Origin of the sequence: Aeromonas sp. S9(2024) (assembly GCF_041403185.1) — a bacterium.
Classification (GTDB): Bacteria; Pseudomonadota; Gammaproteobacteria; order Enterobacterales; family Aeromonadaceae; genus Aeromonas; species Aeromonas enteropelogenes.
The window spans coordinates 217,815-240,785 of record NZ_JBGLRE010000004.1; the positions used below are offsets into that span (position 1 = coordinate 217,815).

20 protein-coding genes are annotated in these 22,971 nt (G+C 59.9%); 10 read left to right on the top strand and 10 right to left on the bottom strand.

Going from position 1 to position 22,971, the window contains the following annotated elements:
* The first annotated feature begins 139 nt into the window (after positions 1-139).
* On the top strand, positions 140-1,168 hold the full coding sequence (locus ACB028_RS09325) for a site-specific integrase (protein WP_371144124.1): 1,029 nt from the start codon (positions 140-142) through the stop codon (positions 1,166-1,168).
* Positions 1,169-1,348: 180 nt separating this feature from the next.
* On the top strand, positions 1,349-1,609 hold the full coding sequence (locus ACB028_RS09330) for a RepB family protein (RefSeq protein ID WP_371144125.1): 261 nt from the start codon (positions 1,349-1,351) through the stop codon (positions 1,607-1,609).
* Positions 1,610-1,830: 221 nt separating this feature from the next.
* Here ACB028_RS09330 and rsmF read toward each other — a convergent pair whose 3' ends face one another.
* The 4 genes from rsmF to ACB028_RS09350 all read right to left on the bottom strand — a co-directional run bounded on the left by rsmF (position 1,831) and on the right by ACB028_RS09350 (position 7,226).
* On the bottom strand, positions 1,831-3,261 hold the full coding sequence (rsmF, locus tag ACB028_RS09335) for a 16S rRNA (cytosine(1407)-C(5))-methyltransferase RsmF (protein WP_338612361.1): 1,431 nt from the start codon (positions 3,259-3,261) through the stop codon (positions 1,831-1,833).
* A 144-nt stretch (positions 3,262-3,405) separates the two neighbouring features.
* Positions 3,406-5,958: an MlaD family protein gene (locus ACB028_RS09340; RefSeq protein WP_371144126.1), complete on the bottom strand. Its 2,553-nt coding sequence runs from the start codon at positions 5,956-5,958 to the stop codon at positions 3,406-3,408.
* Between the two features lie 55 nt (positions 5,959-6,013).
* The gene (locus ACB028_RS09345; RefSeq protein ID WP_026458124.1) at positions 6,014-6,616 is read right to left on the bottom strand and encodes a paraquat-inducible protein A; all 603 of its coding nucleotides are present in this window, start codon (positions 6,614-6,616) and stop codon (positions 6,014-6,016) included.
* Positions 6,600-7,226 (bottom strand): paraquat-inducible protein A, encoded by a 627-nt coding sequence (locus ACB028_RS09350; RefSeq protein ID WP_042026236.1) that lies wholly within the window; start codon positions 7,224-7,226, stop codon positions 6,600-6,602. Before ACB028_RS09350 ends, ACB028_RS09345 begins: the two co-directional genes overlap by 17 nt.
* Positions 7,227-7,373: 147 nt before the next feature.
* Between ACB028_RS09350 and prpB the strand changes: the two genes are divergently transcribed.
* From prpB to ACB028_RS09365, 3 genes are read left to right on the top strand one after another with little or no spacing between them, the layout of a single operon-like run.
* Positions 7,374-8,261, top strand: a complete 888-nt coding sequence (prpB, locus tag ACB028_RS09355; RefSeq protein WP_371144127.1) for a methylisocitrate lyase — start codon at positions 7,374-7,376, stop codon at positions 8,259-8,261.
* Between the two features lie 12 nt (positions 8,262-8,273).
* The gene (prpC, locus tag ACB028_RS09360) at positions 8,274-9,401 is read left to right on the top strand and encodes a 2-methylcitrate synthase (RefSeq protein WP_042069398.1); all 1,128 of its coding nucleotides are present in this window, start codon (positions 8,274-8,276) and stop codon (positions 9,399-9,401) included.
* 10 nt (positions 9,402-9,411) lie between these two features.
* Complete coding sequence (locus tag ACB028_RS09365; RefSeq protein WP_371144128.1) at positions 9,412-10,857, top strand: bifunctional 2-methylcitrate dehydratase/aconitate hydratase; 1,446 nt, start codon at positions 9,412-9,414, stop codon at positions 10,855-10,857.
* A gap of 123 nt (positions 10,858-10,980) precedes the next feature.
* Here ACB028_RS09365 and ACB028_RS09370 read toward each other — a convergent pair whose 3' ends face one another.
* Positions 10,981-11,697, bottom strand: a complete 717-nt coding sequence (locus tag ACB028_RS09370) for a hypothetical protein (protein WP_371144129.1) — start codon at positions 11,695-11,697, stop codon at positions 10,981-10,983.
* A gap of 184 nt (positions 11,698-11,881) precedes the next feature.
* Between ACB028_RS09370 and ACB028_RS09375 the strand changes: the two genes are divergently transcribed.
* Complete coding sequence (locus ACB028_RS09375; protein WP_201977631.1) at positions 11,882-12,259, top strand: polyhydroxyalkanoic acid system family protein; 378 nt, start codon at positions 11,882-11,884, stop codon at positions 12,257-12,259.
* 264 nt (positions 12,260-12,523) lie between these two features.
* Entirely contained in the window at positions 12,524-13,951 is a 1,428-nt protein-coding gene (locus ACB028_RS09380; RefSeq protein ID WP_371144130.1) for a wax ester/triacylglycerol synthase family O-acyltransferase, read from the top strand.
* Positions 13,952-14,033: 82 nt separating this feature from the next.
* Here the strand turns inward: ACB028_RS09380 and ACB028_RS09385 are convergent, their stop codons facing one another.
* The 4 genes from ACB028_RS09385 to ACB028_RS09400 all read right to left on the bottom strand — a co-directional run bounded on the left by ACB028_RS09385 (position 14,034) and on the right by ACB028_RS09400 (position 17,366).
* Positions 14,034-14,834, bottom strand: coding sequence for a hypothetical protein (locus ACB028_RS09385; RefSeq protein WP_371144131.1), 801 nt, complete (start codon positions 14,832-14,834; stop codon positions 14,034-14,036).
* A 25-nt stretch (positions 14,835-14,859) separates the two neighbouring features.
* A complete protein-coding gene (locus tag ACB028_RS09390) occupies positions 14,860-15,501 on the bottom strand; it encodes a TetR/AcrR family transcriptional regulator (protein WP_371144132.1) in 642 nt (213 codons plus the stop codon).
* A 1-nt stretch (position 15,502) separates the two neighbouring features.
* Positions 15,503-16,690, bottom strand: a complete 1,188-nt coding sequence (locus tag ACB028_RS09395) for a patatin-like phospholipase family protein (RefSeq protein ID WP_371144133.1) — start codon at positions 16,688-16,690, stop codon at positions 15,503-15,505.
* A 103-nt stretch (positions 16,691-16,793) separates the two neighbouring features.
* Complete coding sequence (locus ACB028_RS09400; protein ID WP_026457568.1) at positions 16,794-17,366, bottom strand: phasin family protein; 573 nt, start codon at positions 17,364-17,366, stop codon at positions 16,794-16,796.
* Between the two features lie 248 nt (positions 17,367-17,614).
* Here ACB028_RS09400 and ACB028_RS09405 point away from each other — a divergent pair, with 248 nt between their 5' ends.
* Positions 17,615-19,588, top strand: coding sequence for an SDR family oxidoreductase (locus tag ACB028_RS09405; protein WP_371144134.1), 1,974 nt, complete (start codon positions 17,615-17,617; stop codon positions 19,586-19,588).
* A 54-nt stretch (positions 19,589-19,642) separates the two neighbouring features.
* Here the strand turns inward: ACB028_RS09405 and ACB028_RS09410 are convergent, their stop codons facing one another.
* The gene (locus ACB028_RS09410; RefSeq protein WP_371144135.1) at positions 19,643-20,518 is read right to left on the bottom strand and encodes an esterase/lipase family protein; all 876 of its coding nucleotides are present in this window, start codon (positions 20,516-20,518) and stop codon (positions 19,643-19,645) included.
* 159 nt (positions 20,519-20,677) lie between these two features.
* Between ACB028_RS09410 and ACB028_RS09415 the strand changes: the two genes are divergently transcribed.
* Both ACB028_RS09415 and ACB028_RS09420 read left to right on the top strand, forming a co-directional pair.
* Positions 20,678-20,980 (top strand): YebG family protein, encoded by a 303-nt coding sequence (locus tag ACB028_RS09415; RefSeq protein WP_371144136.1) that lies wholly within the window; start codon positions 20,678-20,680, stop codon positions 20,978-20,980.
* Between the two features lie 364 nt (positions 20,981-21,344).
* Positions 21,345-22,592, top strand: a complete 1,248-nt coding sequence (locus ACB028_RS09420; protein WP_371144170.1) for a tyrosine-type recombinase/integrase — start codon at positions 21,345-21,347, stop codon at positions 22,590-22,592.
* Positions 22,593-22,971: the final 379 nt, after the last annotated feature.

Here is a 22,971-nt window from a genome sequence, read left to right on the forward strand (position 1 = left end):
AAAAAATAAAGGATTGCCCTCGGGGTTTGTTTCGTTAAATGAAGTCTCTTAAGTATCGATAATATTCATTATCGATACTTGAAGGATCTTGAAGATCCTGTAAGATCTTTCGAAACTTTACATAGAATCATAGCGTTACGTGTCTTACCCTACTTTTTCAAACCCCGCACATCAGTCACTGCAAACCGTCTTCGATGCCCAGTTAAATAGCCGGGCCAGGCGATTTCTACGCAGTGCCAAGGCTGATTCCACACTCAATGCCTATCAGGCGGATACCCGCATCTTCGTATTCTGGTGCCAGTTGCATGGGCTCGATCCACTGCAAACAACCCATCACGACATCATGAACTTTTTGGCGGATCAGGCCGATGGGGTATTGGCCGACTGGGTATGGCTGGATAAGGAAGAGGGTAAGGGGGAGCTACGCAATGGCGAGCCGCGCAAGCCGGCTACTCTGGTGAGACGACTGGCAGGGATCCGCTACGCCTTCAAGCAAAAAGGCATTCACCCTATGCCAACCGAACATCCCGAAATCAAGGAGATGATGCGCGGCATAGTGCGGCTGGGTGACAACCGAAAGCGCAAAACTGGCGCCCTGACCTTGCAACCTCTGGCCAGAGTGCTGAGCGGGATCGACACCTCAACCCTGGCGGGCCTTCGTGACCATACCTTGTTGCTGCTGATGTTCAGTGGCGCATTGCGCCGATCGGAAGCCGCACGAATTGAAGTCAACGACCTGGATTTTGTGGGGCAGGGGATAAGGCTTCGTCTCAAACCCAGCAAACATCAACTGCACGAAACCGAAATAGCCCTGGTGCCAGGCAAACAATATTGTCCGGTTTCGGGACTACAGCGCTGGTTGGAAAAAAGCCGTATCAAGGAGGGGGCACTGTTTCGCCGGATGAACCGTTGGGGGCAACTCACGGAGGAACCGCTCGGTCCGCAAGGCATCAACCTGATGATCAAGCGTCGTACTGGCCAGGCCATTGATGATCTCTATGTCAGTGGTCACAGTTTGCGCCGAGGCTTTATTACCTCGGCGGTGACCGCAGGCAAACCCATGAACAAGATCATCGAAGTGACTCGCCACAAAGACATGCGTACCTTGCAGGAGTACTTCGACGATGCAAACAAGTTCTCCGACCATGCGCTTGATGGATTGCTGTAATCATTACAGCGTCACTCACTATTTTATGTTAAATGATATCTCTTTGATCTGGTGGTATATTTATCGCGCTTATACAAGGCCCCCATTTCGAGCGGGGGAGCGGGGAGTTTCTCTTGTCCATACCTTGTCGGTATTGAAGGTGAGAGATAACAAGGTTGGTAATTAAAGTTTGTAGCACTTATGAGTCAGGAAACGAAAGAGAATTCGGCCCTCGATAATGCAGAGCGTCAGCGCCAACATGTGAAGCGCAAACAGGAAAGTCATACCCGTCTGCAGTGTTGGATCAGCAATCGCCACGCCGCACGTTTGCATGAATTGGGCATTCATCTTGAAGACAGTCAGGCTTCCCTGATAGAGCAGGCGATCGATCTGCTCTATCAGCATGAGATCTTGTCATCGCCACCCCCGGTCGAGGAACCCTTGCTCGAGCCAGTCGAGTAGCAGGGAAGGGGAAACATCAGATATAAAAAAAGCCAGGTACCAATTCCTTGTACCTGGCATAGGGGAATTGGCTCCTTGCAGAGCCGTGCGCTAACTGGTGTTCGGATTGCCTTAAGCTTAGACAATGAACCCGGCTTTTCAAGATCCGACGAAAAGTTCAACCGAAGTGTGGGTTTTCCAGACTCGAACAGAGGCGGAGCCCAACCCTTTCTAACCTGTGGTCATTCGGCAAACAGATTGGTATCTCGCACCAGCTCGCGGGGCAGGGCATTCTTGACCCGGCTGCCGACCCATTTCCCCATCCCCAGGGTATGTCCCTGGTAACGGACGATCACCTCGCCGGCGCCAGCCTCCTGCTCGGGCCAGACATCCCGTCCCATCATGAACTCCCGCGCATTGGTACTGTCGAGCTCGACAAATCCCCGGGTTGCCAGGTCACCATGGGCCAGGGCCCATTCGTGGGTGAGGCGATATCCTTTCTTGAAGGTCTCTGCCAATTTGAAGCCAATGCGATCGAAGCGCAGCTTGCCCTGAACCTGTTCGAACAGCGCGGGGAAGCACCAGATCTCGTCATTGCGGCCAAATAACTGTCCCTGCAGCGCCACACCAAACGTGGCTGCGATGTCGCGTGCCATGGGATCCACCTCCTTGGCCGGCAGCGGCGAGAAGGGGAATTTGCCGAGTTTGCCCGGCTTGAACATGGTGTTGGGCACTGAGTGGTGCTTGCGCAATCTGGCGACGAAAAATCCTTCACTGTCGAAGATCTGGGGCCAAACGTGCAGGTATCCTTCCGCTGTGCATGCCTGCTCGGCCCCGGGGAAGAGGCTCGCCAGCGAGTCAAAGCTCAAGGCATCGCCAAACTTGTCCAGCAGGGATTGGCAGATGGCCTGGTTCTCCTGCTGACTCAATGTGCAGGTGGAGTAGACCAGTACACCGCCGGGCTTGAGGGCATGGAAGGCGCTCTCCAGCAAGCCGGCTTGCACCGCCGCGATCTCCTCGATGCTCTCCAGGCTCCAGTTGCGCAGGGCATCCTCGTCTTTGCGCACCGTGCCCTCACCGGAGCAGGGGGCATCGAGCAAAATAGCATCGAAGGTCTCCGGCAACCACTGGCCAAATACCTTGGCATCGAAATGGGTCATGCCCACATTGGTGACGCCGCAGCGCTGGATATTGGCACTCAATACTTTGAGTCGACTGCTGGAGTACTCATTGGCAACCAGCATCCCCTGGTTGTTCATCAGCGCGGCGATCTGGGTGGTCTTGGAGCCGGGGGCGGCGGCAGCATCGAGCAACATGCCGTCGGTTTTGATCTTGTCGCTGGCAAAGAGCGCCGTCACCGGCAGCATGGAACTCGCTTCCTGGATATAGAAGAGACCGCTCAGATGTTCCGCCGTGTTGCCAAGAGGAACGGTTTCATCGGCCCGGGTCAGCCAGAAACCGGTGTCACACCAGGGCACTGCATCGAGTTGCCAGCCAAGGGGGGCCATTTTGGCCACAAAGTCAGACACGGAGATCTTCAGGGTATTGACCCGGATACTGCGCCGCAGTGGCCGCCGACAGCTGGCTACGAACTCCTCCATGGCGAGGTGAGCCGGCATGATGGCCGCGATATGACGTAAAAAATGATCGGGAAGGTAGGTATTGTCGTGCACGGCGCCGTCTCGTCAGACCTGAAAAAGGGGCGCATTTTACCACATGCCCAGTGAGATCCTGAACGCTGGTGCCAGGAAAAATAACAAGCCCGGCGCAGAGCGCCGGGCTTGTGGTCAAGGTTTGTGGTTAAAAAGAGGAGGCGCTCAGGGTTGGATCCTGGGGCTCCACTCAAGCCACTCTTTTTCCGCCTTGGCGTAGAGCGGATAGCGGTGGCCTGCCTTGACGGTCGGCCCCATGTCCCGCTCCGGAGTGTTGAAGGCAATGCCACCGGCCAGCAGGCTCTGCACCGTTTCCACCTCTATGGTGCCGCCGGTCAGACCGATGTCGGCTTTGACGCCGGAGACGTTCCAGAAACGTGAGTGAGCTCGCACCAAATGGGCATACTCTTTGTTGACGTTCACATCGATCAGCACCTCGCTGCCATCACGGGCCAGAGCGACCTTGGTCACGCTACCGACCACCATTTTGCGAAACAGCAGGGGGCTGCCGACGCTCAGGCCATTGACTGACGGACTCTTGAGGGTCAAGGCCAGTCCCACGGGATCAGTCTGGCTCAGCGGGAAGCGTTCCTTGCCTGCCCCTTTGCCGGGCAAGGCCTCCACGAAGGCGCCCTTGATCAGGGTATCGAGATGATTCACCCCCCCCAGACCCAGCTTGGCCTGTACCAGAGTGAAACGAGCCCCGGATTGCAGGAAGCGTTCGGCATACTGGCCATCCAGCTGCGCCTTGAAGATCACCTGACCCAGCGCAGGTTCCAGTTCGATCTGTTCAATCTTGCCGATCTCGACACCGCGATAGCGGATCGGGCTGCCCACTCCAAGGCCTGGGTTGCTCTCGGCAACCAAGGTGAGTGGCCGTACCCTGGCGGTGGCCTGCTCCTTGCTGTCAAACAACTGATGGCTGCTGCGACCTGTGCCCAGCAGATCAAACTCGATGGCGCCGCGCAGCAGGGTCGCAAGATTGCCGACCTTCACCTTGACGCCATCGACCCCGACTCTGGCATCGACCGCTGCCTTTTTCCAAAATTGCGGCTGCTTCGCCAGCAGAGGCGCATAGACACCGTCGATCTCGAGCGCTATTTCGACTCCTTCGTCGATGGCCCGCAACTGTGTGACCTTGCCTGCTGCCAGCCCCAGATAGTGCACAGGCGTGCCGATGCCGATGCCATCTGCCTGGGCGGCCTTGAGCAACCAGCGCTGCGGCTTGGCATCCTGGCTACCGAGCAGCGCCAGCTCCTGGCTGGGATAGAGGCGGTTGATCCGCTCACCACTGGCAGCCTGCACCAGCTTGATGCCGCCGCCGAGCCAGGCACTGGCCGGACTGGTTTCGACCTTGATGCCACTCAAGTCAGCAGCGATCTGCAACGGCGCCGCCCGGTAGAAGCGGGCGCGAGCCAGCAGGTGCTGGTACTCGGGCTGGATCATCAGCTCGACGCTGGCATTGCCTTGCTTGTCGAGGATGAGCTGGTTGATGCGGCCCACCTGCAACCCCTTGTACCAGATAGGTGCATCCTGATTGAGCCCGGCCAGATCGTCGGCCTGTAGGCTGATGCGGGTCCCCGTCTGGGGGGCTCGGTCGGTGAGCGTCATCTGCTCGACCTGGTTGCCCGCTACATAATCGAGACGAATCGCCGGGCCCGCCAGCAGGCGATCCGCATGCTTGACCCCGGTGGGGGAGAGCGCCGCACTCTCCCAGACCAGCTTGCTCTTGTCGGTGATCCGCCAGGCCTGCTCCGGGTTGATCAGCGCCGTCACGTCCCGCCCCTTGTCGGTCAGGATAATCGGGTCGATGCGGCCAATCTCGATCCCTTCGAAGAGAATGGGCATCCCCTCCTTGACTGGCAGGTCCCCCGCATTGATGGCGATGCGTGTCCCCCGGGCTGCTTCATTCAGTCCCTTGAAGAGGGTGAAGATTTGTCCCGCTTCAGCCTCAGGTGAGGTTTTTGGTGAATCAAAAGCGATGCCGCCGCTCAGGATGGAGGTCAGGCTGCCAGCTTCAACATTAACGCCGGCAAGGCTGAAGGAGCCCTTGATGCCGCTGATGTTCCAAAAGCGGGTATCGGCCTTGATGAGGTGCTCGAAACGGGGCTCGATCACCAGATCCAGCAACACATTCTGGTTGTCCTGGCCGAGGCGGGTGTTGATGACGCTGCCCACCTCGATACCACGAAAATAGAGCTTGGAGCCAATGCCTACCGAGCCCAGCGAATCCGCGGTCAGGTGCAGCATGCGCCCCTGCGCCTGATAGCCCGGGGGAGGGCCTTCCAGAGCATCGAAGGTATCTTCAAACGGGTTGCTCTCGCGCCCCGGTTGCAAGTTGATGTAGTTGCCGGAGACCAGGGTATCGAGGCCCGAGATCTCGGTGAGGGACGCCTTCGGGCTCACCAGCCAGAAATCGGAGCCCTTGCGGATTAGCGAGCGGGCGCTGCTCTCTATCTTGGCCATGACTGCAATCTTGCGACCATCTTCGGCCAGCTCCAGCTCCTGCACCACGCCGACGGCAACCCCCTGATAGCGGATCTGGGTCTTGCCGGGCAGGATGCCGTTGCCTTGGGCAAAGTTGATCTGGATAAGCTGGCCCCGGCTCGCTATCTGCTGATAGAGAAAGCCGCCTGCCAGCAGCAGGGCAATGAGGGGTAACAACCAGACCGGCGATAACCAGCGACGCTTTTCAATGACGGGTTCAGCCCCGATCATAGTGACTCCTTATTGGCTGCCTTCGACAGCGCATCGACTAAACACAGAGAATGATTCAACGGGCCGCTTTGTCCCACAGCAAGCGGGTATCGAGCATGCGGGCCGACATCATGGTCAGTACCACCACCCCGGCAAAGGCCGTGGCACCGGGGCCGGCTCGTACGCTAAGCATGACGCCGCGATCCACCAGAGCGACCATCAGGGAGATGACGAACAGATCCAGCATCGACCAGCGGCCGATGAAATCGATCACCCGGTACATCAACAGCTGCCGCTTGCGACGCACCGGCTTGCTGCGTTGCAACTGCCAGCAGATCCAGCCCAGCCCCAGGATCTTGCCCACCGGCACCAGGATACTGGCGGTCAGCACTATGGTGGCAATGCCCCCCATCTTGCTGCGATAGAGGGCCATAATGCCGCTGAAGATGGTGTCGGACTGCAGCAACCCCTTGTTGTAAAAATGGGTGATGGGTAAGAGGTTGGCGGGCAGCAACATGAAGGTGGCGAGCGCCAGAAAGCCCCATGACCAGGCCAGGGAACGGGGTATCCGCACCTGCAATTTGCTGGCGCAACGTGGGCAAACGCTACCGACCTGATAGCGCACCAGCAGGCCGCAGGTGTGGCAGCGGCACAGTCCCAGTTCACGGGCGCTGGTCACGTTGCGGCTCCTTGAGAGGAATACGTTCCCAGTAGGGGGCGGGATCAAACAGGATAAGCAGGGTCATGTTGAGCAGCATCAGGATGCCAAGGCTCAGCAAACCGCCGCCGAGGCGCACATCGGCGATATCGACCAGTTTGAACAGGGCCACCAGGAGGCTGACGATGTAGACCTCCAGCATGGCCCAATGGCGAAACACCTCCACTGCCTTCAAGGTCGGCGCCAGGAGATGCCAGCGCTTGGCGAGCCCGGAGGCGAGAGCAAAGATCCCCCCAAGCAACCCCACCGGCGCCAGCACGGCGCACCAGAGCACCAGACTGGCGACCCAGAGCTCTCCCTCTTCAAACAGCACCATGATCCCCCGCAGCAGGTTGGCGTCCGAATTGACGCCTGCGAGGCGCAGGTAGAGCAGGGGTTCAAAAAAAGCGGAGGGAAGCAGCATGAAACCCGTGATGGTGAGCGCCATCAGTTGCGAGGGGCGAAAGGCGTAACGGCCGTAGAGATGCTGGTGACAGCGCGGGCAGTGGGCATGGCGACGCAGCGGCAGTGCCTTGCGCTGAATGAGCAAGTCACACGCCGGGCAAACGATCACGGAACCGGGCTCCATCATACGATTCAACCTGTTGAAGGAATTGGTGAAATTTACCTTAAAAGCCGTCATCTGTCTTGCCTGACGCGGGTCTGCCACGAAAGTATGATTGACGTTAACGTAAACGTGATATTAGATGAGTTAACCAGACAGATGAAAGGAGTCATGATGTCCAGTTTGCCCCCCTCGGCGGGCCTGCGTTTTCGCACCGCCCTCGCCAATGAACGCCCCCTGCAGATCGTCGGAACCATCAATGCCTACATGGCGCTGATGGCCGAGCGTAGCGGTTTTCAGGCCCTTTATCTCTCCGGTGCCGGGGTGGCCAATGCCTCCTACGGCCTGCCGGATCTTGGCATGACCAGCCTGAACGACGTCTTGACCGATGCTGAAAGGATCACGGCGGCGACCCGTGTTCCACTGCTGGTGGACATCGACACCGGCTGGGGCGGCGCCTTCAACATCGCCCGCACGGTGCGGGCCTTCGAGCGGGCAGGGGTGGCTGCCGTCCATATGGAAGATCAGGTCGCCCAGAAGCGCTGTGGTCACAGACCCAACAAGGCGGTGGTCTCGCTGGAGGAGATGTGCGATCGCATCAAGGCGGCGGTGGATGCCCGCGAGGATGAACACTTCGTCATCATGGCGCGCACCGATGCACTGGCAGTGGAGGGGATTGGCTCAGCGTTGGAGCGCGCAGCCGCCTACGTGGCCGCCGGGGCCGACATGATCTTCGCCGAGGCGGTGACAGAGCTTGGCCAGTACGATCTCTTCAAGCAGACGGCCGGGGTACCGATCCTGGCCAACATGACCGAGTTCGGCAAAACCGAGCTGTTTGATAAAGCGCAGCTCGCCGCCCACGGGGTCGACATGGTGCTCTACCCCTTGAGTGCCAATCGCGCCGCCAATCAGGCGGCTCTCAACGTCTATCAACACATTCGCCAGGATGGCCACCAACGCGCCGTCGTGGAGACCATGCAGACCCGGGAGTCGCTCTACGACTTCCTCGGTTATCACCACTACGAACAGACACTGGATCGTCTGTTCACATCCAGGGACTAGGAGGAAGAGGCAATGGGACAGCAAAAACCGTTGGGCGGCGCCGGCCTGCGCGGACAGAGTGCGGGGGAGACCAGCATCTGCACCGTGGGCAAGAGCGGCACCGGGCTCACCTATCGCGGCTACGACATCAAGGAGCTGGCCGACAACGCCCAGTTCGAGGAGGTCGCCTACCTGCTGCTCAAGGGCGAGCTGCCGAGCAAGCAGCAACTGCAGGAGTACAAACGCGAACTGCGTCGCCTGCGCGCCCTGCCGGCCGCGCTGCTGGAGGTGCTCGAGCGTATTCCCGCCGATGCCCATCCCATGGACGTGCTGCGCACCGGTTGCTCCATGCTGGGAGATCTGGAGCCGGAAGATGGCTTCGAGCATGAACACGAGGTGGCCGATCGCCTGCTGGCGGCCTTCCCGGGCATTCTCATCTACTGGTACAAGTTCAGCCACGAAGGGGTGCGCATCCCACTGGATACCGACGAGGAGTGCATCGGCGGCCACTTCCTGGCGCTGTTGCACCAGAAAGCCCCGAGCGAGCTGGAGCGGCGCGTCATGCACGTTTCCCTCATCCTCTATGCCGAGCACGAATTCAACGCCTCTACTTTCGCGGCCCGGGTCTGCGCCTCGACCCTCTCCGACATGTTCTCCTGCATCACCGCCGCCATCGGCACCCTGCGTGGGCCTCTGCACGGTGGCGCCAACGAGGCGGCCATGGCGATGATCGAGGATTGGCAGGACGAGGCCCAGGCCAGACGCGAGCTGCTGGCCAAACTCGCGGCTAAGGAGAAGATCATGGGCTTTGGCCACGCGGTCTATCGCACCTCGGATCCGCGCAACGTCATTATCAAAGGGTGGGCGGAACAGCTGGCCCAAGCCTTCGGCGATGATCGTCTCTACCGCGTCTCCTGCGAGGCGGAGAAGGTGATGTGGGAAGAAAAAGAGCTCTTTCCCAACGCCGACTTCTTCCATGCCAGCGCCTATCACTACATGGGGATCCCGACCAAGCTGTTCACCCCCATCTTCGTCTGTTCGCGGGTCACTGGCTGGTGCGCCCATGTGATGGAGCAGCGTGAGCACAACCGGATCATCCGCCCGAGCGCCGACTACGTCGGTCCGGCCCCCCGTCATTTTGTCTCTCTACAACAACGATAAGGAAATCACGATGTCCGCCAACGTCGACGTCAACCACAGACCCGATCCTGACCAGGTACTGGTCGATATTGCCGATTACGTCTGCAGCCACCCCATTACCAGCCAGGCGGCCCTCGACACCGCCCGCCACTGCCTGATGGATACCCTGGGCTGTGGCCTGCTGGCCCTGCGCTTTCCCGAGTGTACCAAGCATCTGGGCCCCATAGTGCCCGGTACTGTCGTCCCCTTTGGTGCCCGGGTGCCCGGCACCCAGCTTTGCCTCGATCCGGTCAAGGCGGCCTGGGATATCGGCGCCATCATCCGCTGGCTCGACTACAACGACACCTGGCTCGCTGCCGAGTGGGGACACCCCTCTGACAACCTGGGGGGGATCCTGGCCACCGCCGACTGGCTCTCCCGCACCCGCGTGGCCGAGGGCAAGGCGCCGCTGACCATGGCCGATGTGCTGGTGGCCATGGTGAAGGCCCATGAAATTCAAGGTGTCCTGGCGCTTGAGAACTCCTTCAACCGGGTGGGCCTGGATCACGTGGTGCTGGTGAAGGTAGCCAGCACCGCCGTGGTGACCCACATGCTGGGGGGGACGCGCGATCAGGTGATCGACGCCGTCTCCCAGGCCTGGGTTGATGGCCAGAGCCTGCGCACCTATCGCCACGCGCCGAACGCCGGTTCGCGCAAGAGCTGGGCGGCGGGGGATGCGACGTCCCGTGCGGTGCGCCTGGCCCTCATCACCATGAGCGGCGAGATGGGTTATCCCGGCGTGCTGAGCGCCCCCAAGTGGGGCTTCTACGACGTCCTGTTCAAGGGCAACCAGTTCGCCCTGCACCAGGGCTACGGCAGCTATGTGATGGAGAACGTGCTGTTCAAGATCTCCTATCCGGCCGAATTCCATGCCCAGACCGCGGTAGAGTGCGCCATGAAGCTCCATGGTGAGGTGAAGGGGCGGCTGGATGAGATCGACCACATCGAGCTCACCACCCATGAGTCGGCCATTCGCATCATCAGCAAGGTGGGCGCCCTCAACAACCCGGCGGATCGGGATCACTGCCTGCAGTACATGGTGGCGGTACCCCTCATCTTCGGTCGCCTCATCGCCGAGGATTACGAGGACGATATCGCCGCCGATCCTCGCATCGATGCGTTGAGAGACAAGATGGTGGTACAGGAGGACAAACGTTATAGCCGCGAATATCTTGAAGCGGACAAGCGCTCCATTGCCAACGCCATCCAGGTGTTCTTCAAGGATGGTACCCACACCGCCAAGGTGGAGGTGGAGTATCCGGTCGGCCACCGCCGCCGCCGTGAGGAGGGGATCCCGCTGTTGGTGGAGAAATTCCGCCACAATCTGGCGACCCGTTTTCCGGCCAAGCGGGTAGGGGAGATCCTCGCCCTCTGCCAGGATGGCAAGCAGCTGGCCAGCACCCCGGTCCACACCTTCATGGATCTGCTGGTGATCTGATCTGCCGGCGCACAGGCCATCTAAAAAACCCAACTACGACAGCGGGCCCATCTGGCCCGCTTTTTCTTGCCTTGGCTATCGGAAAAGAGGCGCAGCGCGCTAACTGCCCGCCAATCCCTCCGTTTACGCCAGCACGTCAGCATCCCCTGCAAACAGGGCATCCATGATCGCCGTCTCGCGGCTGGCAATGGTGGCCAGAAACTCATCGGCCCGCCCCATCTGGTGGCAGACCCGATAGCCGCGCTCGACGAAGGAAAAGAGCTCGCCCAGCCCCGCCAGATGGGCAGGTCCGGAGACCAGCTTGAGAGTGGTACCGAGCAGGGGCTTTCGGGCCAGTCGGTCCAGAGTCGCGCCAAGCTCACCCACCAGCGCAATCTGCTGCTCCCGCCGCGCCCTTTCCCCCACGGCGCGATAGGCGATGGCGTAATAGTTCGCGCTGATGGGGTCGATGCCATCGATGCGGCGCAGCGCCACTACCATCAGATAGTCGAGCTCCTCCGAGAGGGCATCGAGCTCGATCGCCTGGGCCAGCACCTTGAGGCCGGACTCGGGCAAGAAACGCTCGGCGGTCGGCATCACCCGCATCACGTCCGCATCCCGGCGGGCACAATCCCCGGGGCCATAGAGATCAGTCAGGAAGAACTCGGCGGCCGGGCCATAACGATCGCTTTGCAGCAGATCCTGATGGGTGCGCCCCAGCCGGTCAGCCTGCCACTGGCGCAGCCTGTCCCGGTCCGCCTTGTCTTGCGGGTGGGTGCGGATCTGCTCGCGCAGGGAGGCAACCCGGTTGAGCTGGCTATAGAGCCGCTCCTGGATACTCGCGTCATCCTGATGGGTCATGTCGTGCTCTCTGGCCTGGGGATAAACAAAGGGTCGAAAAATCAGTGGCTTTGCCATAGCGTCAGAGAAAGTGTAACGCGCCGGCGGCCGGGAATAAATGGCAAGCCCGGGTGCCCAGTGGCAGACCACCGACTCTGTTAAGTGAGTCCCATTTATCGGCACACCTCTTTCACTTGTCGTGAACATGTGTTTAATATCAATAAACATTTCCCAGCAGGTATTCGCCATGTTCCTCTATGACTCGCGCAGCGGCAGCAACCCACTTTCCACCATTCAGGTCAGCCGCCGGCATGAACTGGGCCTGGCGGCAGCGCGACTGGCCGCCGAAGCCATCGCCCAGGATATGGGGGAGAGCTACCAGCTTGACTGCGAATGGGCGAACGAGGATGAGACGGAACTGCGCTTTCGCGGCTCCGGGGTACAGGGGCTGCTCACTCTCGACGAAGACTCCCTGCATCTTGAAGTGCATCTGGGATTGATGCTGTTGCCGGTACGCAGCGTGCTGGAGCAGGAGATCCTCGATTATGTGAAACATCGGCTCCCTTGTCCGAAATCTGTTTAAAACTTTTTCAAGGCGCCTCGCGGATAATAAATTTTCGCAAGACGCCTTGTTTGAATATCTATTTTTGAAACGCGCCAATTATTTAACCGGGGAATAAATAATTCTGCCTCGGGCTGCTTGAATACCACACAACTCTTTTTGTTTTGTTTTGTTTAATTGCAAGCCGTCTCTTTTTATTGTCATTTCACCGTGCACATGCCCCATGCCAATATGCCGTTCGGCATGACTGATGAGCTCGAAAATGCATTTTGTAGGGAAACAAAGATGCCATTGAGTGAATTTATCTCCTGCGTCGATACCGCCTGGCTGCGCATGGACAGACCCAACAACCTGATGCAGATCATCGGGGTATTGATGTTTGACGGACAGCTCGACGAGGCGCGCCTGAGACAAGGTCTTCGTCACACCATTTCCCTGCAACCACGCTTCCGCCAGCGTGCCGTGCTGGAAGGGGGGAGCTACTACTGGCGCCACGACCCCGACTTCGATCTCGATCAGCATCTCAAACGGGTGATCCTGCCGGGCGAGGCGGGCAAGCTGGAGCTCGAAAAGCTGGTGGCCGATCTTGCTTCCACCCCCCTCAACCCGCAGCGTCCCCTGTGGGACATGCACCTGACCGACACCTCGCTTGGCGGTCAGGCGCTGGTGGTGCGCATCCATCACGCCATGGGGGACGGTTTTTCCCTGGTTAAGGCCATGCTCACCATGATGGACAACACCCCCAAACCGGCCGCCATTCCCTTGTCCGAACCCCGCATAGATGAGGATGACGAGGAAGAGGAGGAGTCGCATCAAGGCAGCCGCCTGGTGCGGGCCGGGCTCAAACTCACCGGCACCCTCTGGTCCAAATACGTCGAGGTACTCACTCACCCGACCAGGGCGGTGGATTATCTCAAGACCGGCCGTGACGTGGCGGGCGAGCTGTGCAACATCGCCACTCTGGCGGACGATTCCCCCTCCCGCCTCAAGGGCAAGACCGGCAGTACCAAGCGGGTGGCCTGGTCGCAGCAGATCCCCTTGCCGGACATAAAGGCGGTGGGCAAGGTGCTTGGTTGTTCGGTCAATGATCTGCTGATCGCGGCCACCGCCGGCGCGTTTCGCCACTACCTGCAGGCCCACGGGGAGGACGCTGACAAGATTGAGATCCGCGCCTTGGTGCCGGTCAATATGCGAGCGCCCGACGATGATGGCACCCTTGGCAACCGCTTCGGGCTGGTGGCCCTGGATCTGCCCCTTGATATCGAGCACCCGCTGCAGCGGCTCTTCACGGTGCGCGATCGCATGCAGGCCCTGCGCAGCTCGCTACAACCCGTGGTGGTGCTCAATTTGCTGGAGGTGCTGGGCATGGCCCCGAAGACGGTGCAGCAACAGGCAGTCGATCTGCTCTCGGCCAAGGCCAGCGCCGTCATCACCAATGTGCCGGGCCCCCAGCAGACTCTCTATCTGGCGGGGGCCCGCCTGCGCCAGCCGCTGTTCTGGGTGCCCCAGGCCGGCGATATCGGGGTCGGGGTATCGATCCTCTCCTACGACAACAAGGTGCAGCTCGGCCTTATCACCGACAAGCTGAGAGTGCCGGATCCCGACAGCGTAGTGGAACGCTTCGCGGTGGAATTCGAGCAGCTGTTGCTGCTGGTGTTGATGGATCCCGAGCTGTTGTTTGACCCGGACGGACTGGATGCGCTCTTGGGCTGAGCCGCCCCCCCGCATGCCCTTTGCTTAAAAAAACAGAGGCCAACCCGACGGTTGGCCTCCTTGCTTGCGCTAAACGGAATCGTTACTCCTCTTCCAGTTCCTCACGAGCCGCTTCCACATCGAGTCGCTCCATGGCATCGGCCGGCTCGCAGCTGGCCGCTTCGGCATAGAGGGCCTCGGCCGCCTTCAAACGGCTCTTGCCATACAGCATCACCTGGGCATTGGCGTACTCCATACGGGCGATGGCGGAGTCCGGAATAAGGGCCAGCGCCGCCTGGAAGTGGCGCTCTGACTCCTCCTTTTTCGCCCCGTAGGTGAGGCCGCCTATCATGGCACCGAGCTTGTCGACGATCTCCGCATGCCAGGCCCCGAAGGCGATATGCGCCTCAGCGTGCTCGGGGGCGAGCGAGAGGGCCTTCTCCAGGCTGCTCTTTATCTTGTCGCCGATCCCCTGGGAAAGGGCCTTGGAAATGGAGATCACCTGGCTGTAACGCCCCAGCGCCAGGGCGTGGAAATACCAGGCGTTGGCATTGTCAGGCTGCCGCTTTTGCAGCTTCTCGGCGTTGCTGGCGGCGAGTTCAAAGGCGGCCCGCTTGGCGTACTTGTCCTCCAGCAGGTAGCTGGCATGGATCACCAGCGCCTTGTTCACCACATTGATCCCTGCCTCCCCGGCGTCGTTGCCAAGGGCCACCGCCCGGGCAAAATCCCCGGCGTGGTAGGCGCGCCAGGCATCCTGCACCTTGGGATCTTCGGGCCAGGGTTCGGCATCCCCCTGATGCAGCATGGCCCACTGTTCGGCCAGCTCGTCGCCCGGGTACTCATAGGCCCCGCCTGGAAAGGGGAAAGGGATGAAATCGGAGAGTTGGGACTGTGAGGTTGTCATGCATGTTCTCCCTGTTGCATGTGGTTCACACCTTGCAGGTGTAGTGGTGGGCGAGGGCGTCCAGATGAACACGGGCATCCTCGCGCAAATAGGGGGCCACCAGCTGCATCACCTGAAACACGCCGCGGGCGATATCGGCGTCCTCGCCAGGGTGCAGGGCCCGTTGATAGGAAATCCAGAATGTCCCCACCAGCGCGATATTGGCGGCGAGAGACTGCATCTGCTGCAAGGTGCCCGACATCAGCCCCACCGTTTGCAGATGGTGGCAAATGGCCGCGGCGGTCTGCTCCTTGCGCCGCAGCAGGGCGGAAAAGTGCCGCTCGACCCGGTGATAGCTGTTCATCAGAGCCGAGATGTCGTAGTAGAAAAAGCGGTATCTCCAGATGGTCTCGAACATCAGGTGCAGGAAGAGCCAGATATCCTCCGGCTCGTCGGAGGGGGCACTGACCGCATCGAGCAGACGGGTCATCTCCTGCTCGAATTCGCCGAACAGGGCGTTGACTATCTCCTCCTTGTTATGGAAGTGGTAGTAGAGGTTGCCCTGGCTTATCTCCACCTCGGCCGCGATGGCGGTGGTGGTGACAGCACTCTCACCCTGCTGGTTGAAGCAGGCAAGGGCGGTGGTCAGGATCCGCTCACGGGTACGCCGCTTGGGTTTGCGCTCCATGCTACTCCTTCGACACGGGGCGCCGCGCCCCCTGGCCATAGCGGCGAGTAAGCCAGTGCTGCAACTGCTCGAGCGAGCGGTCGAGAGCCGCCACCGCATCCGTGCTGGGGGTGAGCAGGGTGCGCTGTTCATCCGCCAGCGCCGCCAAATTGAGCTCAAGGCCGTGCCGGGCCAGCACAGGGGCCAAGGTCTCGCGCCGCGCCCAGAGATCCCGGCGGGTGTGCTGATAGGCGTGCTCGCACAAACGGCGGCGATCCCGGTAACTGAACACATTGGTAAAAAACATCTCACCATCGGCGGGGGAGGGTTCAAACAGCAGGACGTCGGCATCGGGGTACTGATGCTGGTAACGGTCCATCCCCACATGCATGCGCGAGTGGATGATGGCGCGAAACGTCTGGGCCAGCACCACCGGCAGGCCGCTATCCACCAGGTTGGTGGGCTCGCTGGTCGCCATGTCCGCATCGAAGGGCACCAGCGGATTGATGCAGAGGACCAGATCCGCCCCCTCCTGCAGCGCCACCGAGGCGTGCAGCGTCTTGATCAGCGCCCCGTCCACATAGTAACGACCGTTGATAAGCAAAGGGGGAAAGAGGCCGGGCAGGGCGGCCGAGGCCTGTACCGCGGCCGAAATGGGCACATTGTCGTACCCCGGGCAGCCGAAAGCCACCGGGTGACCTGTATCGAGTTCGGTCGCCACCACAAAGAGGCGGCTGTTGAGCTCGCGAAAATCGTTGCTGCGACCAGGGCGGGAGAAGAACTGGGTCAGGATGCGATCCACCCCACGGTTGTCAAACAGACCGGTCGGGATCGCCTTGGCGAGCCCCTGCAGGGATTCGAACAGACTGTGTTTCCAGGGGGCGGCCAGATAGTGGGTCAGGCTCTGCCACGCCAGCGGCGGTATGGTGCCAAGGCGCGCGACATATTCACGAAAGGCAGGGCGCAGCAGGGTGGCGGGGTCGAAGATCTCGCCGGCGTCGTCACTGAGCAGGATCCGCACCAGTTTCTCCGGCGAAATGCCGTTGGCCAGGGCCGAGGCGACCACGGCGCCTGAGCTGACCCCCACATAGATATCCGCATGTTCGAGGCGCAGCCCACGGATGCTGTCGGAGAGCGCCGCACAGGCACCGACTTCATAGATACCACCAAGCGGGCCGCCGCCGGCAAGGGCCATCGCGATCGTACTCATAGTCGCCTCCCTCTCCATGACACTCTTCATGACACTTTTCATGACGATACCGGCCCAGCGCAGGGCATGGGCCGGTATCGATTAGCAGTGCACCGTCAGGGGATCAGGGGAGGACGCTTTCCGCCTTGGCCTTAACCTCTTTTACCGCCTCTTCGGCGGCGGAGAGCAGATCCGCAGCCTCTTCAGCGACCGCCTCCTTGGCCTTGGCGACCGGCGCTTTCTTTACCGGAGCCTTGCGGGGAGCCGGCTTTTTGGCCGGGGCAGGTTTGGCTTCGGCGGCAGGGGCCTCGCCCTCCTGGGCATCCAGCAGCTGTTGTACCACCTCGGTCAGCTCGGCCATGCGCTTGGAGAGCTTGTCGATGTCCTTGCGGGTCGGGATCCCGAGGCTGGCCACCGCACGGGCGACGCGCTCCTCGAACACTTGCTCCAGACGACCCCAGGTACCGGCAGTCTTGTCGGCCACGGCGGCGATCTTCTCATCGGCGCTCTGGCGGGTCTTGGCCTGCAGAGCTTCCCCTTCCTGCACCAAGGCGTCAAAGATCTTGCCACCCTCTTCCTGGGCTTTGGAATAGGCACCGAGCCCTGCCAACCAGATCTGCTGGGTCGACTCCTTGATGGTGGAGGCGAGTTGGTTGTCGGTGACCGAACCGGCCAGCGCTTTAAGTTTTTTAGCCATGATATTGCTCCTTGAATAACGGCAGATACATGTAATGGCGACAACGACAACGGCAATCCGGTTGAGGCATTACTGATTTTTCATCTTCAGTCTATGGACAAAAAATAGAGGGTTCTACCTAATAACGAAATAGTCGATTAACTGAATTTAGGGATGGCTCACGAACCGGTAATTGTATTGAAGATTCCCATATGAATCGTGATATACCTAACATCAACTAACAGTAAAATCAGTAGCGGAACCATAACATGAACTATTTCATCACAGGCGGAAGTGGTTTTATCGGGCGCAGGTTGATTAAGAAATTGCTGGCACAATCCCCTGACAATCACGTTTATTTTCTGATGCGCGCCGCCAATCAGGATAAATTACCCGAGCTTTACGACTACTGGCAGGTGGATGAAGGACGAGCTACTCCGGTATTCGGGGATATGACGCTGCCGCTGCTGGGAGTGACAGAGGCGCAGCAAGGGGAGCTTCACGATCGGATCGATCACTTCTTTCACCTGGCTGCCATTTATGATCTCAACGCCAAGGCGGGCGTCCAGCAACAGGTCAACGTCGATGGCACCCGTCAGGCGGTGCAACTGGCGGCCCAGCTGGGTGCCCGCCAGTTCCATCACTGCAGCTCCATCGCGGCGGCCGGCCTGTTCGACGGCCTGTTTCGGGAAGACATGTTCGAGGAGGCCGAGCAGCTCGATCTGCCCTATTTCCAGACCAAGCACGAGGCCGAGGGGATCGTGCGCAAGGAGTGCATGGTGCCCTGGCGCATCTACCGACCCGGGATCGTGGTAGGGGATGCCAACACCGGCGAGATGGACAAGATTGACGGCCCCTATTACTTCTTCAAGACCATCCAGAAACTGCGTCGCCTGCTCCCCCCCTGGATGCCCGCCATCGGGGTGGAAGGGGGACGCATCAACGTGGTGCCGGTCAACTTCGTGGTCGATGCCATGGCCCACATCTCTCATCAGGCGGGGGAGGAGAACAAGACCTTCCACCTGACGGATCCCAACCCGATGCGGGTCGGCGATATGCTCAGCACCTTCTCCCGCGCCGCCCACGCCCCGGAACCCGCCATCCGCATCAATGCCTCCCTGTTCAGCTTTATCCCGCGCCACCTGATGGCGATGCTGATGACCATGACGCCGGTGCGCCGCATCCGCGATGCCGCCATCGCCGATCTGGGGCTGCCCAAGGATGTATTTCGCCTTATCAACTATCCAACCCGCTTCGACAGCCGGGAGACCCAGCGCGTACTGAAAGGAACCGGCATTGAGGTACCACCGCTGCACAGCTACGCCTGGCGTCTGTGGGACTACTGGGAGCGCCACCTCGACCCCGAGCTCTTCATCGACCGCACCCTGCGCGGCCGGGTCGAGGGCAAGGTGGTGCTGGTCACTGGCGCTACTTCCGGCATTGGTCGGGCCACGGCCCGCAAACTGGCAGGGGCGGGGGCCATCGTCGTGACCATCGCCCGCGATGAGCAGAAGATTGCCGAGACCCGGGCCGAATTTGCCGAGCTCGGCCTGTCACTGCAGGTCTATCAGGGAGACTTGGCCGATCTGGCACAGGGGGAAGCCATCACCCAACAAATCGTCGCGGATCATGGCGGGGTCGATATCCTCATCAACAATGCCGGTCGCTCCATTCGCCGCTCCATCGAGGACTCCTTCGATCGCTTCCACGATCTTGAGCGCACCATGCAGCTCAACTACTTCGGAGCGCTCAAGGTGATCATGGGGGTGCTGCCAGGGATGATCGAGAAGAAGAAGGGGCACATCATCAACATCTCCTCCATCGGGGTGCTGACCAATGCGCCGCGCTTCTCGGCCTATGTTGCCTCCAAGTCGGCCCTCGATGCCTGGGTGCGCACTGCGGCCTCCGAGTTTGCCGACAAGGGGGTGAACTTCTCCATCATCAATATGCCGCTGGTGAAGACCCCCATGGTGGCGCCGACCAAGGTGTATGACCAGGTGCCCATGATGACGCCAGAAGAGGCGGCCGATCTGGTGTGCGACACCATCATCAACAAGCACGTACGTCTGGCAACTCGACTCGGAGTGTTCGGTCAGGTGGTCCATGCCCTGGCCCCGCGAGTAGCCCAAGTGATCATGAACACGAGTTTTCGCACCTTTGCCGACCCCAAAGATGGCGATCAATCCAAGGCAACCGCCGATCAGGTCGCGGTCTCGACCCTGATCAAGGGGATTCACTTCTAGCAACACGAAAGAAGTCATAAGCACAACGGGCCTGAGCGATCAGGCCCGTTTTTTTCAGAAGCGTTGCAGGAGTCCCAGCAGCAGATCCGTGGTACGACGGGAGTAAAGCAGGGAGAGGTGGCCGAGAGCGGGCAGTTCGATATCTTCCATCCCGTCCAGCCGCTGACGCTCCTGGGGCATCACCACGTTGTCGTGGCTGGTGCGCACCGACACCCCGGGCACGCACAGGGGCACGCTGGCAAAGCGTTGCAACCAGCCGGAGCCCGGCTCCATCTCGCGGGCGTTGGCGCCCACCCCCAGCATCGCCAGCTGGCTGCCCTGGTGAGGGGTCGCCAGGGTGATCAGCGCGGCCACCTTGTCACCGCCGGCGACCGCCAGATAGTCGCGGCATACCAGCCCCCCCATACTGTGACCGATCAGCAGCAGCTGGCTGGTACCGGTCTGGGCCAGCACATGGTCAATCCGCCGGGCAAGCAGGGGCACCATCTCGTCGATATGGCCAAAGGGTGGAGAGAGGGTGATGGTCGCCACCACGTGACCGGCGGCCTCAAGCCTGGCTCGCTGGGTGCGCCAGATCCCGCGGCTGCAACCATAACCATGCACCAGCAACACGGGACGCCGGCAGGGTGGCAGCCGATCGGGGGCCATCAGCAGCGGCTCGAAGGGGAGCAGCCAGGTGAAGGTGTAGAGGTAGGCAAGCATCTCGCCGGCCATCATTTTGACCCTGGCCCAGAGGCTGATAGCCGGGGAGGGGTAAAAGCGGGTGAACAGCCAGCTGCCCAGCACCACCAGGCAGCGCAACATCAGCAGAGTCAGCGCCACCCACAGCAGGGTCAACAGCCAGGGGAGATCCATCACCAGGCGGCCAATGCCTCCGAGCAGCAGCACCTCCACCATCAACAGGATAAACAGGTGTTGTACGATCGTCATCAATCCATGCTCCGACCAGTCAGACCTAGAAGCCAAATGACACTTTACTATCTCACGACGTCAATAGCTGCTTCCTCCATCGCACTTTTCCCTTCCCCTGTTTGCAATACTGTATATCCATACATATACTCTACTGACCAACACCAAGAGGAGGCCATCATGGCTGTCGAAATCAAATATGTCGTGGTTCGTGGGGGAGTGGAGAAGATGACCTTTGCCAGCAAGAAAGAGGCAGATGCCTATGACAAACTGCTGGATACGGCGGACGAGCTCATGCTGCTGGAAGAGGCCCCCATCGAGCTGGCCCCGCAGCAGCAAGAGAGCCTGGCATTCTACCTAGCCGAACAGCGTGATCGACTGCAAACCCTGCTGCGTGGCGGCAAGCTGCAAACGACGAGCAACAAGGAAGATGAACAGGCGCCGACCAAACGCAAAGAGAAGCCGCTCAAGCAGGTGGCTTAAGGCCCCCTGGTACGCCGCGCTTGGGGTAAATATCTACCGCATTCACTAAATCAGCATTTATAGTCATTTTTGCCGATATTTACCCCGATAAATTTTTAACAACACTGCATATTCATTGCATAAACCAGAGCCGTATTCAGAGTGCGGTCGCCAGCACCGTATCGGCTTGATGCCGGGTCTAACAGCATCGACTTATCGATAGTCGCGCCCCGCAGGTCAGGGAGCCGGATAAGCTGGCAACCGTACGGGCCTTGTTGTATCCACACCCTGAACTTGCCTTTGAATCAACGCACTCTTGCCAAGCCATAGCATCACCATTACAAGCTACACCATGACTCATCCAACTTGTTCTTTGCCCCCCGCCATGCCGCTCTTTGACGGTCTGGCCTACCTGGAAGCCGGCAATACCCAGGTCAATCTCTATCTAGCCAACCTCAGTCTGAACGATATCCCCGACGCCGGGCTGGTCTACGAACTGGCGGTCGACTGGCTGCTGGAGCAGCGCCATAACGAAAACAACTACAAGACCTACCGCAGCGAGCTGACCACCTTTTTCCACTGGTGCTTTCGCGAGGCCGCCATCAGCCCCAAAGATCTGACTCGCCGCATCATGATGCGCTATCTGGACTACTGCCAGTCCCCACCACAGGAGCTGATTGCCTATCGCAATGTGGCGCAGTTCGTGCTCGACAAAGAGTGGGGGGAGCGCCTGCCTAATCCCCATTGGCGCCCTTTTCTCGGCAAAAAGGATCTCGGGCGGGCCCTGCCATATCGGCTGAGCGAGCAGGCGATGAAGACCAAGCTCGCCATCCTGTCGGCCTTTTTCCAGTACCTTATCCAGGAAGAGTACATGGACAGAAACCCGGTGCTGTTGTTGCAGCGGGCGAAACGCCCGGTGGAGAGGGAACCGGATGATCAGGTGCAATCCTTCAGCGAGCTGCAATGGTCCTATGTGATGCAGGCCGCCGAGTGGCTGGCCAATGACAATCCCGAGCAGCACGAACGCAGCCGGTTTCTTACCATACTGATGTACGCCTGTTATCTGCGGATCTCGGAAGTGGCCGCCAGACCGGGCTTTACCCCCGTGATGGGGCAATTTCGCCGGGACCGCAAAACCGGCGTCTGGGGCTATTACATTCCCCAGAGCAAGGGTGGCAAACGGCGAACCGTGGCTGTCTCGCAGGCGCTGCTGGAGGCTCTTGGCCGCTACCGCCGTTTTCTGGGCTTGACGCCGTTGCCGGCGCCGGACGAACAGACACCGCTCTTTATCCGGCACAAGGCGGCAGGGCATGGCCGCGAACAGGGGCAACTCAACGCCAATCTGGGGATCCGTCAATTGCGGGATCTCATCATGATGGTGATCGCCAAGGGAGCCGATCTTGCCGAGCAGGATGGCTTTGCTCAGGATGCGGCCGAGATGCGCCAACTGTCGCCCCATGCCATCCGCCACACCGGCATCACTCACGATATCAATCTCAACGGCCGGCCGCTCTCTCACGTCCAGGCCGATGCCGGCCACGACAGCATAGATACCACCTCGAAATATCTGCATACCAGTAATAGCGAGCGACATGAGAGTGCCCAGAAAAAACCATTGGACCGACTGGGCTAGAAAGTGAGAGATAACAAAGTTGGGAAAAATATATTCACCACATTCAACTCGCAGCTTCTTTTATGACGTTAGGTTGATTTACAGGGGCAGGGGAGGGACCCCATACATGGTGCCTTGGCCATGGATGGCCATGTGATTTGTTTCCCGCAGACGTCAACATCTTCCCTTCTTATCGCCCACTTCCCGTCTTGCCAAATATCGTGGCTTCACGATGTCGGATCAGGGGAGGGGACTCCATTGTCAGTGGCATAACGTCTCCCATCAGGAACAGGCCATTCCCGGATTATCCAGCTGAGCGCGCAATCATTGTGGGTGAGGGGAACTGGGTGGATCTGCCGGTCGGGGGATCTTCTATTTCCAAATAGCCAGGAAGCTAATT

Bases quoted from the DNA above. Each gene is read 5' to 3' on its own strand.
- ACB028_RS09420 (WP_371144170.1), top strand. From the start codon at position 21,345: ATGCCGCTCTTTGACGGTCTGGCCTACCTGGAAGCCGGCAATACCCAG.
- ACB028_RS09350 (WP_042026236.1), bottom strand. From the start codon at position 7,226: ATGATGGAGCCCGGTTCCGTGATCGTTTGCCCGGCGTGTGACTTGCTC.
- ACB028_RS09410 (WP_371144135.1), bottom strand. From the start codon at position 20,518: ATGACGATCGTACAACACCTGTTTATCCTGTTGATGGTGGAGGTGCTG.
- ACB028_RS09395 (WP_371144133.1), bottom strand. From the start codon at position 16,690: ATGAGTACGATCGCGATGGCCCTTGCCGGCGGCGGCCCGCTTGGTGGT.
- ACB028_RS09330 (WP_371144125.1), top strand. From the start codon at position 1,349: ATGAGTCAGGAAACGAAAGAGAATTCGGCCCTCGATAATGCAGAGCGT.
- ACB028_RS09380 (WP_371144130.1), top strand. From the start codon at position 12,524: ATGCCATTGAGTGAATTTATCTCCTGCGTCGATACCGCCTGGCTGCGC.
- ACB028_RS09385 (WP_371144131.1), bottom strand. From the start codon at position 14,834: ATGACAACCTCACAGTCCCAACTCTCCGATTTCATCCCTTTCCCCTTT.
- ACB028_RS09415 (WP_371144136.1), top strand. From the start codon at position 20,678: ATGGCTGTCGAAATCAAATATGTCGTGGTTCGTGGGGGAGTGGAGAAG.
- ACB028_RS09375 (WP_201977631.1), top strand. From the start codon at position 11,882: ATGTGTTTAATATCAATAAACATTTCCCAGCAGGTATTCGCCATGTTC.
- ACB028_RS09365 (WP_371144128.1), top strand. From the start codon at position 9,412: ATGTCCGCCAACGTCGACGTCAACCACAGACCCGATCCTGACCAGGTA.
- ACB028_RS09400 (WP_026457568.1), bottom strand. From the start codon at position 17,366: ATGGCTAAAAAACTTAAAGCGCTGGCCGGTTCGGTCACCGACAACCAA.
- ACB028_RS09340 (WP_371144126.1), bottom strand. From the start codon at position 5,958: ATGATCGGGGCTGAACCCGTCATTGAAAAGCGTCGCTGGTTATCGCCG.
- ACB028_RS09405 (WP_371144134.1), top strand. From the start codon at position 17,615: ATGAACTATTTCATCACAGGCGGAAGTGGTTTTATCGGGCGCAGGTTG.
- ACB028_RS09390 (WP_371144132.1), bottom strand. From the start codon at position 15,501: ATGGAGCGCAAACCCAAGCGGCGTACCCGTGAGCGGATCCTGACCACC.
- ACB028_RS09370 (WP_371144129.1), bottom strand. From the start codon at position 11,697: ATGACCCATCAGGATGACGCGAGTATCCAGGAGCGGCTCTATAGCCAG.
- prpB (WP_371144127.1), top strand. From the start codon at position 7,374: ATGTCCAGTTTGCCCCCCTCGGCGGGCCTGCGTTTTCGCACCGCCCTC.
- prpC (WP_042069398.1), top strand. From the start codon at position 8,274: ATGGGACAGCAAAAACCGTTGGGCGGCGCCGGCCTGCGCGGACAGAGT.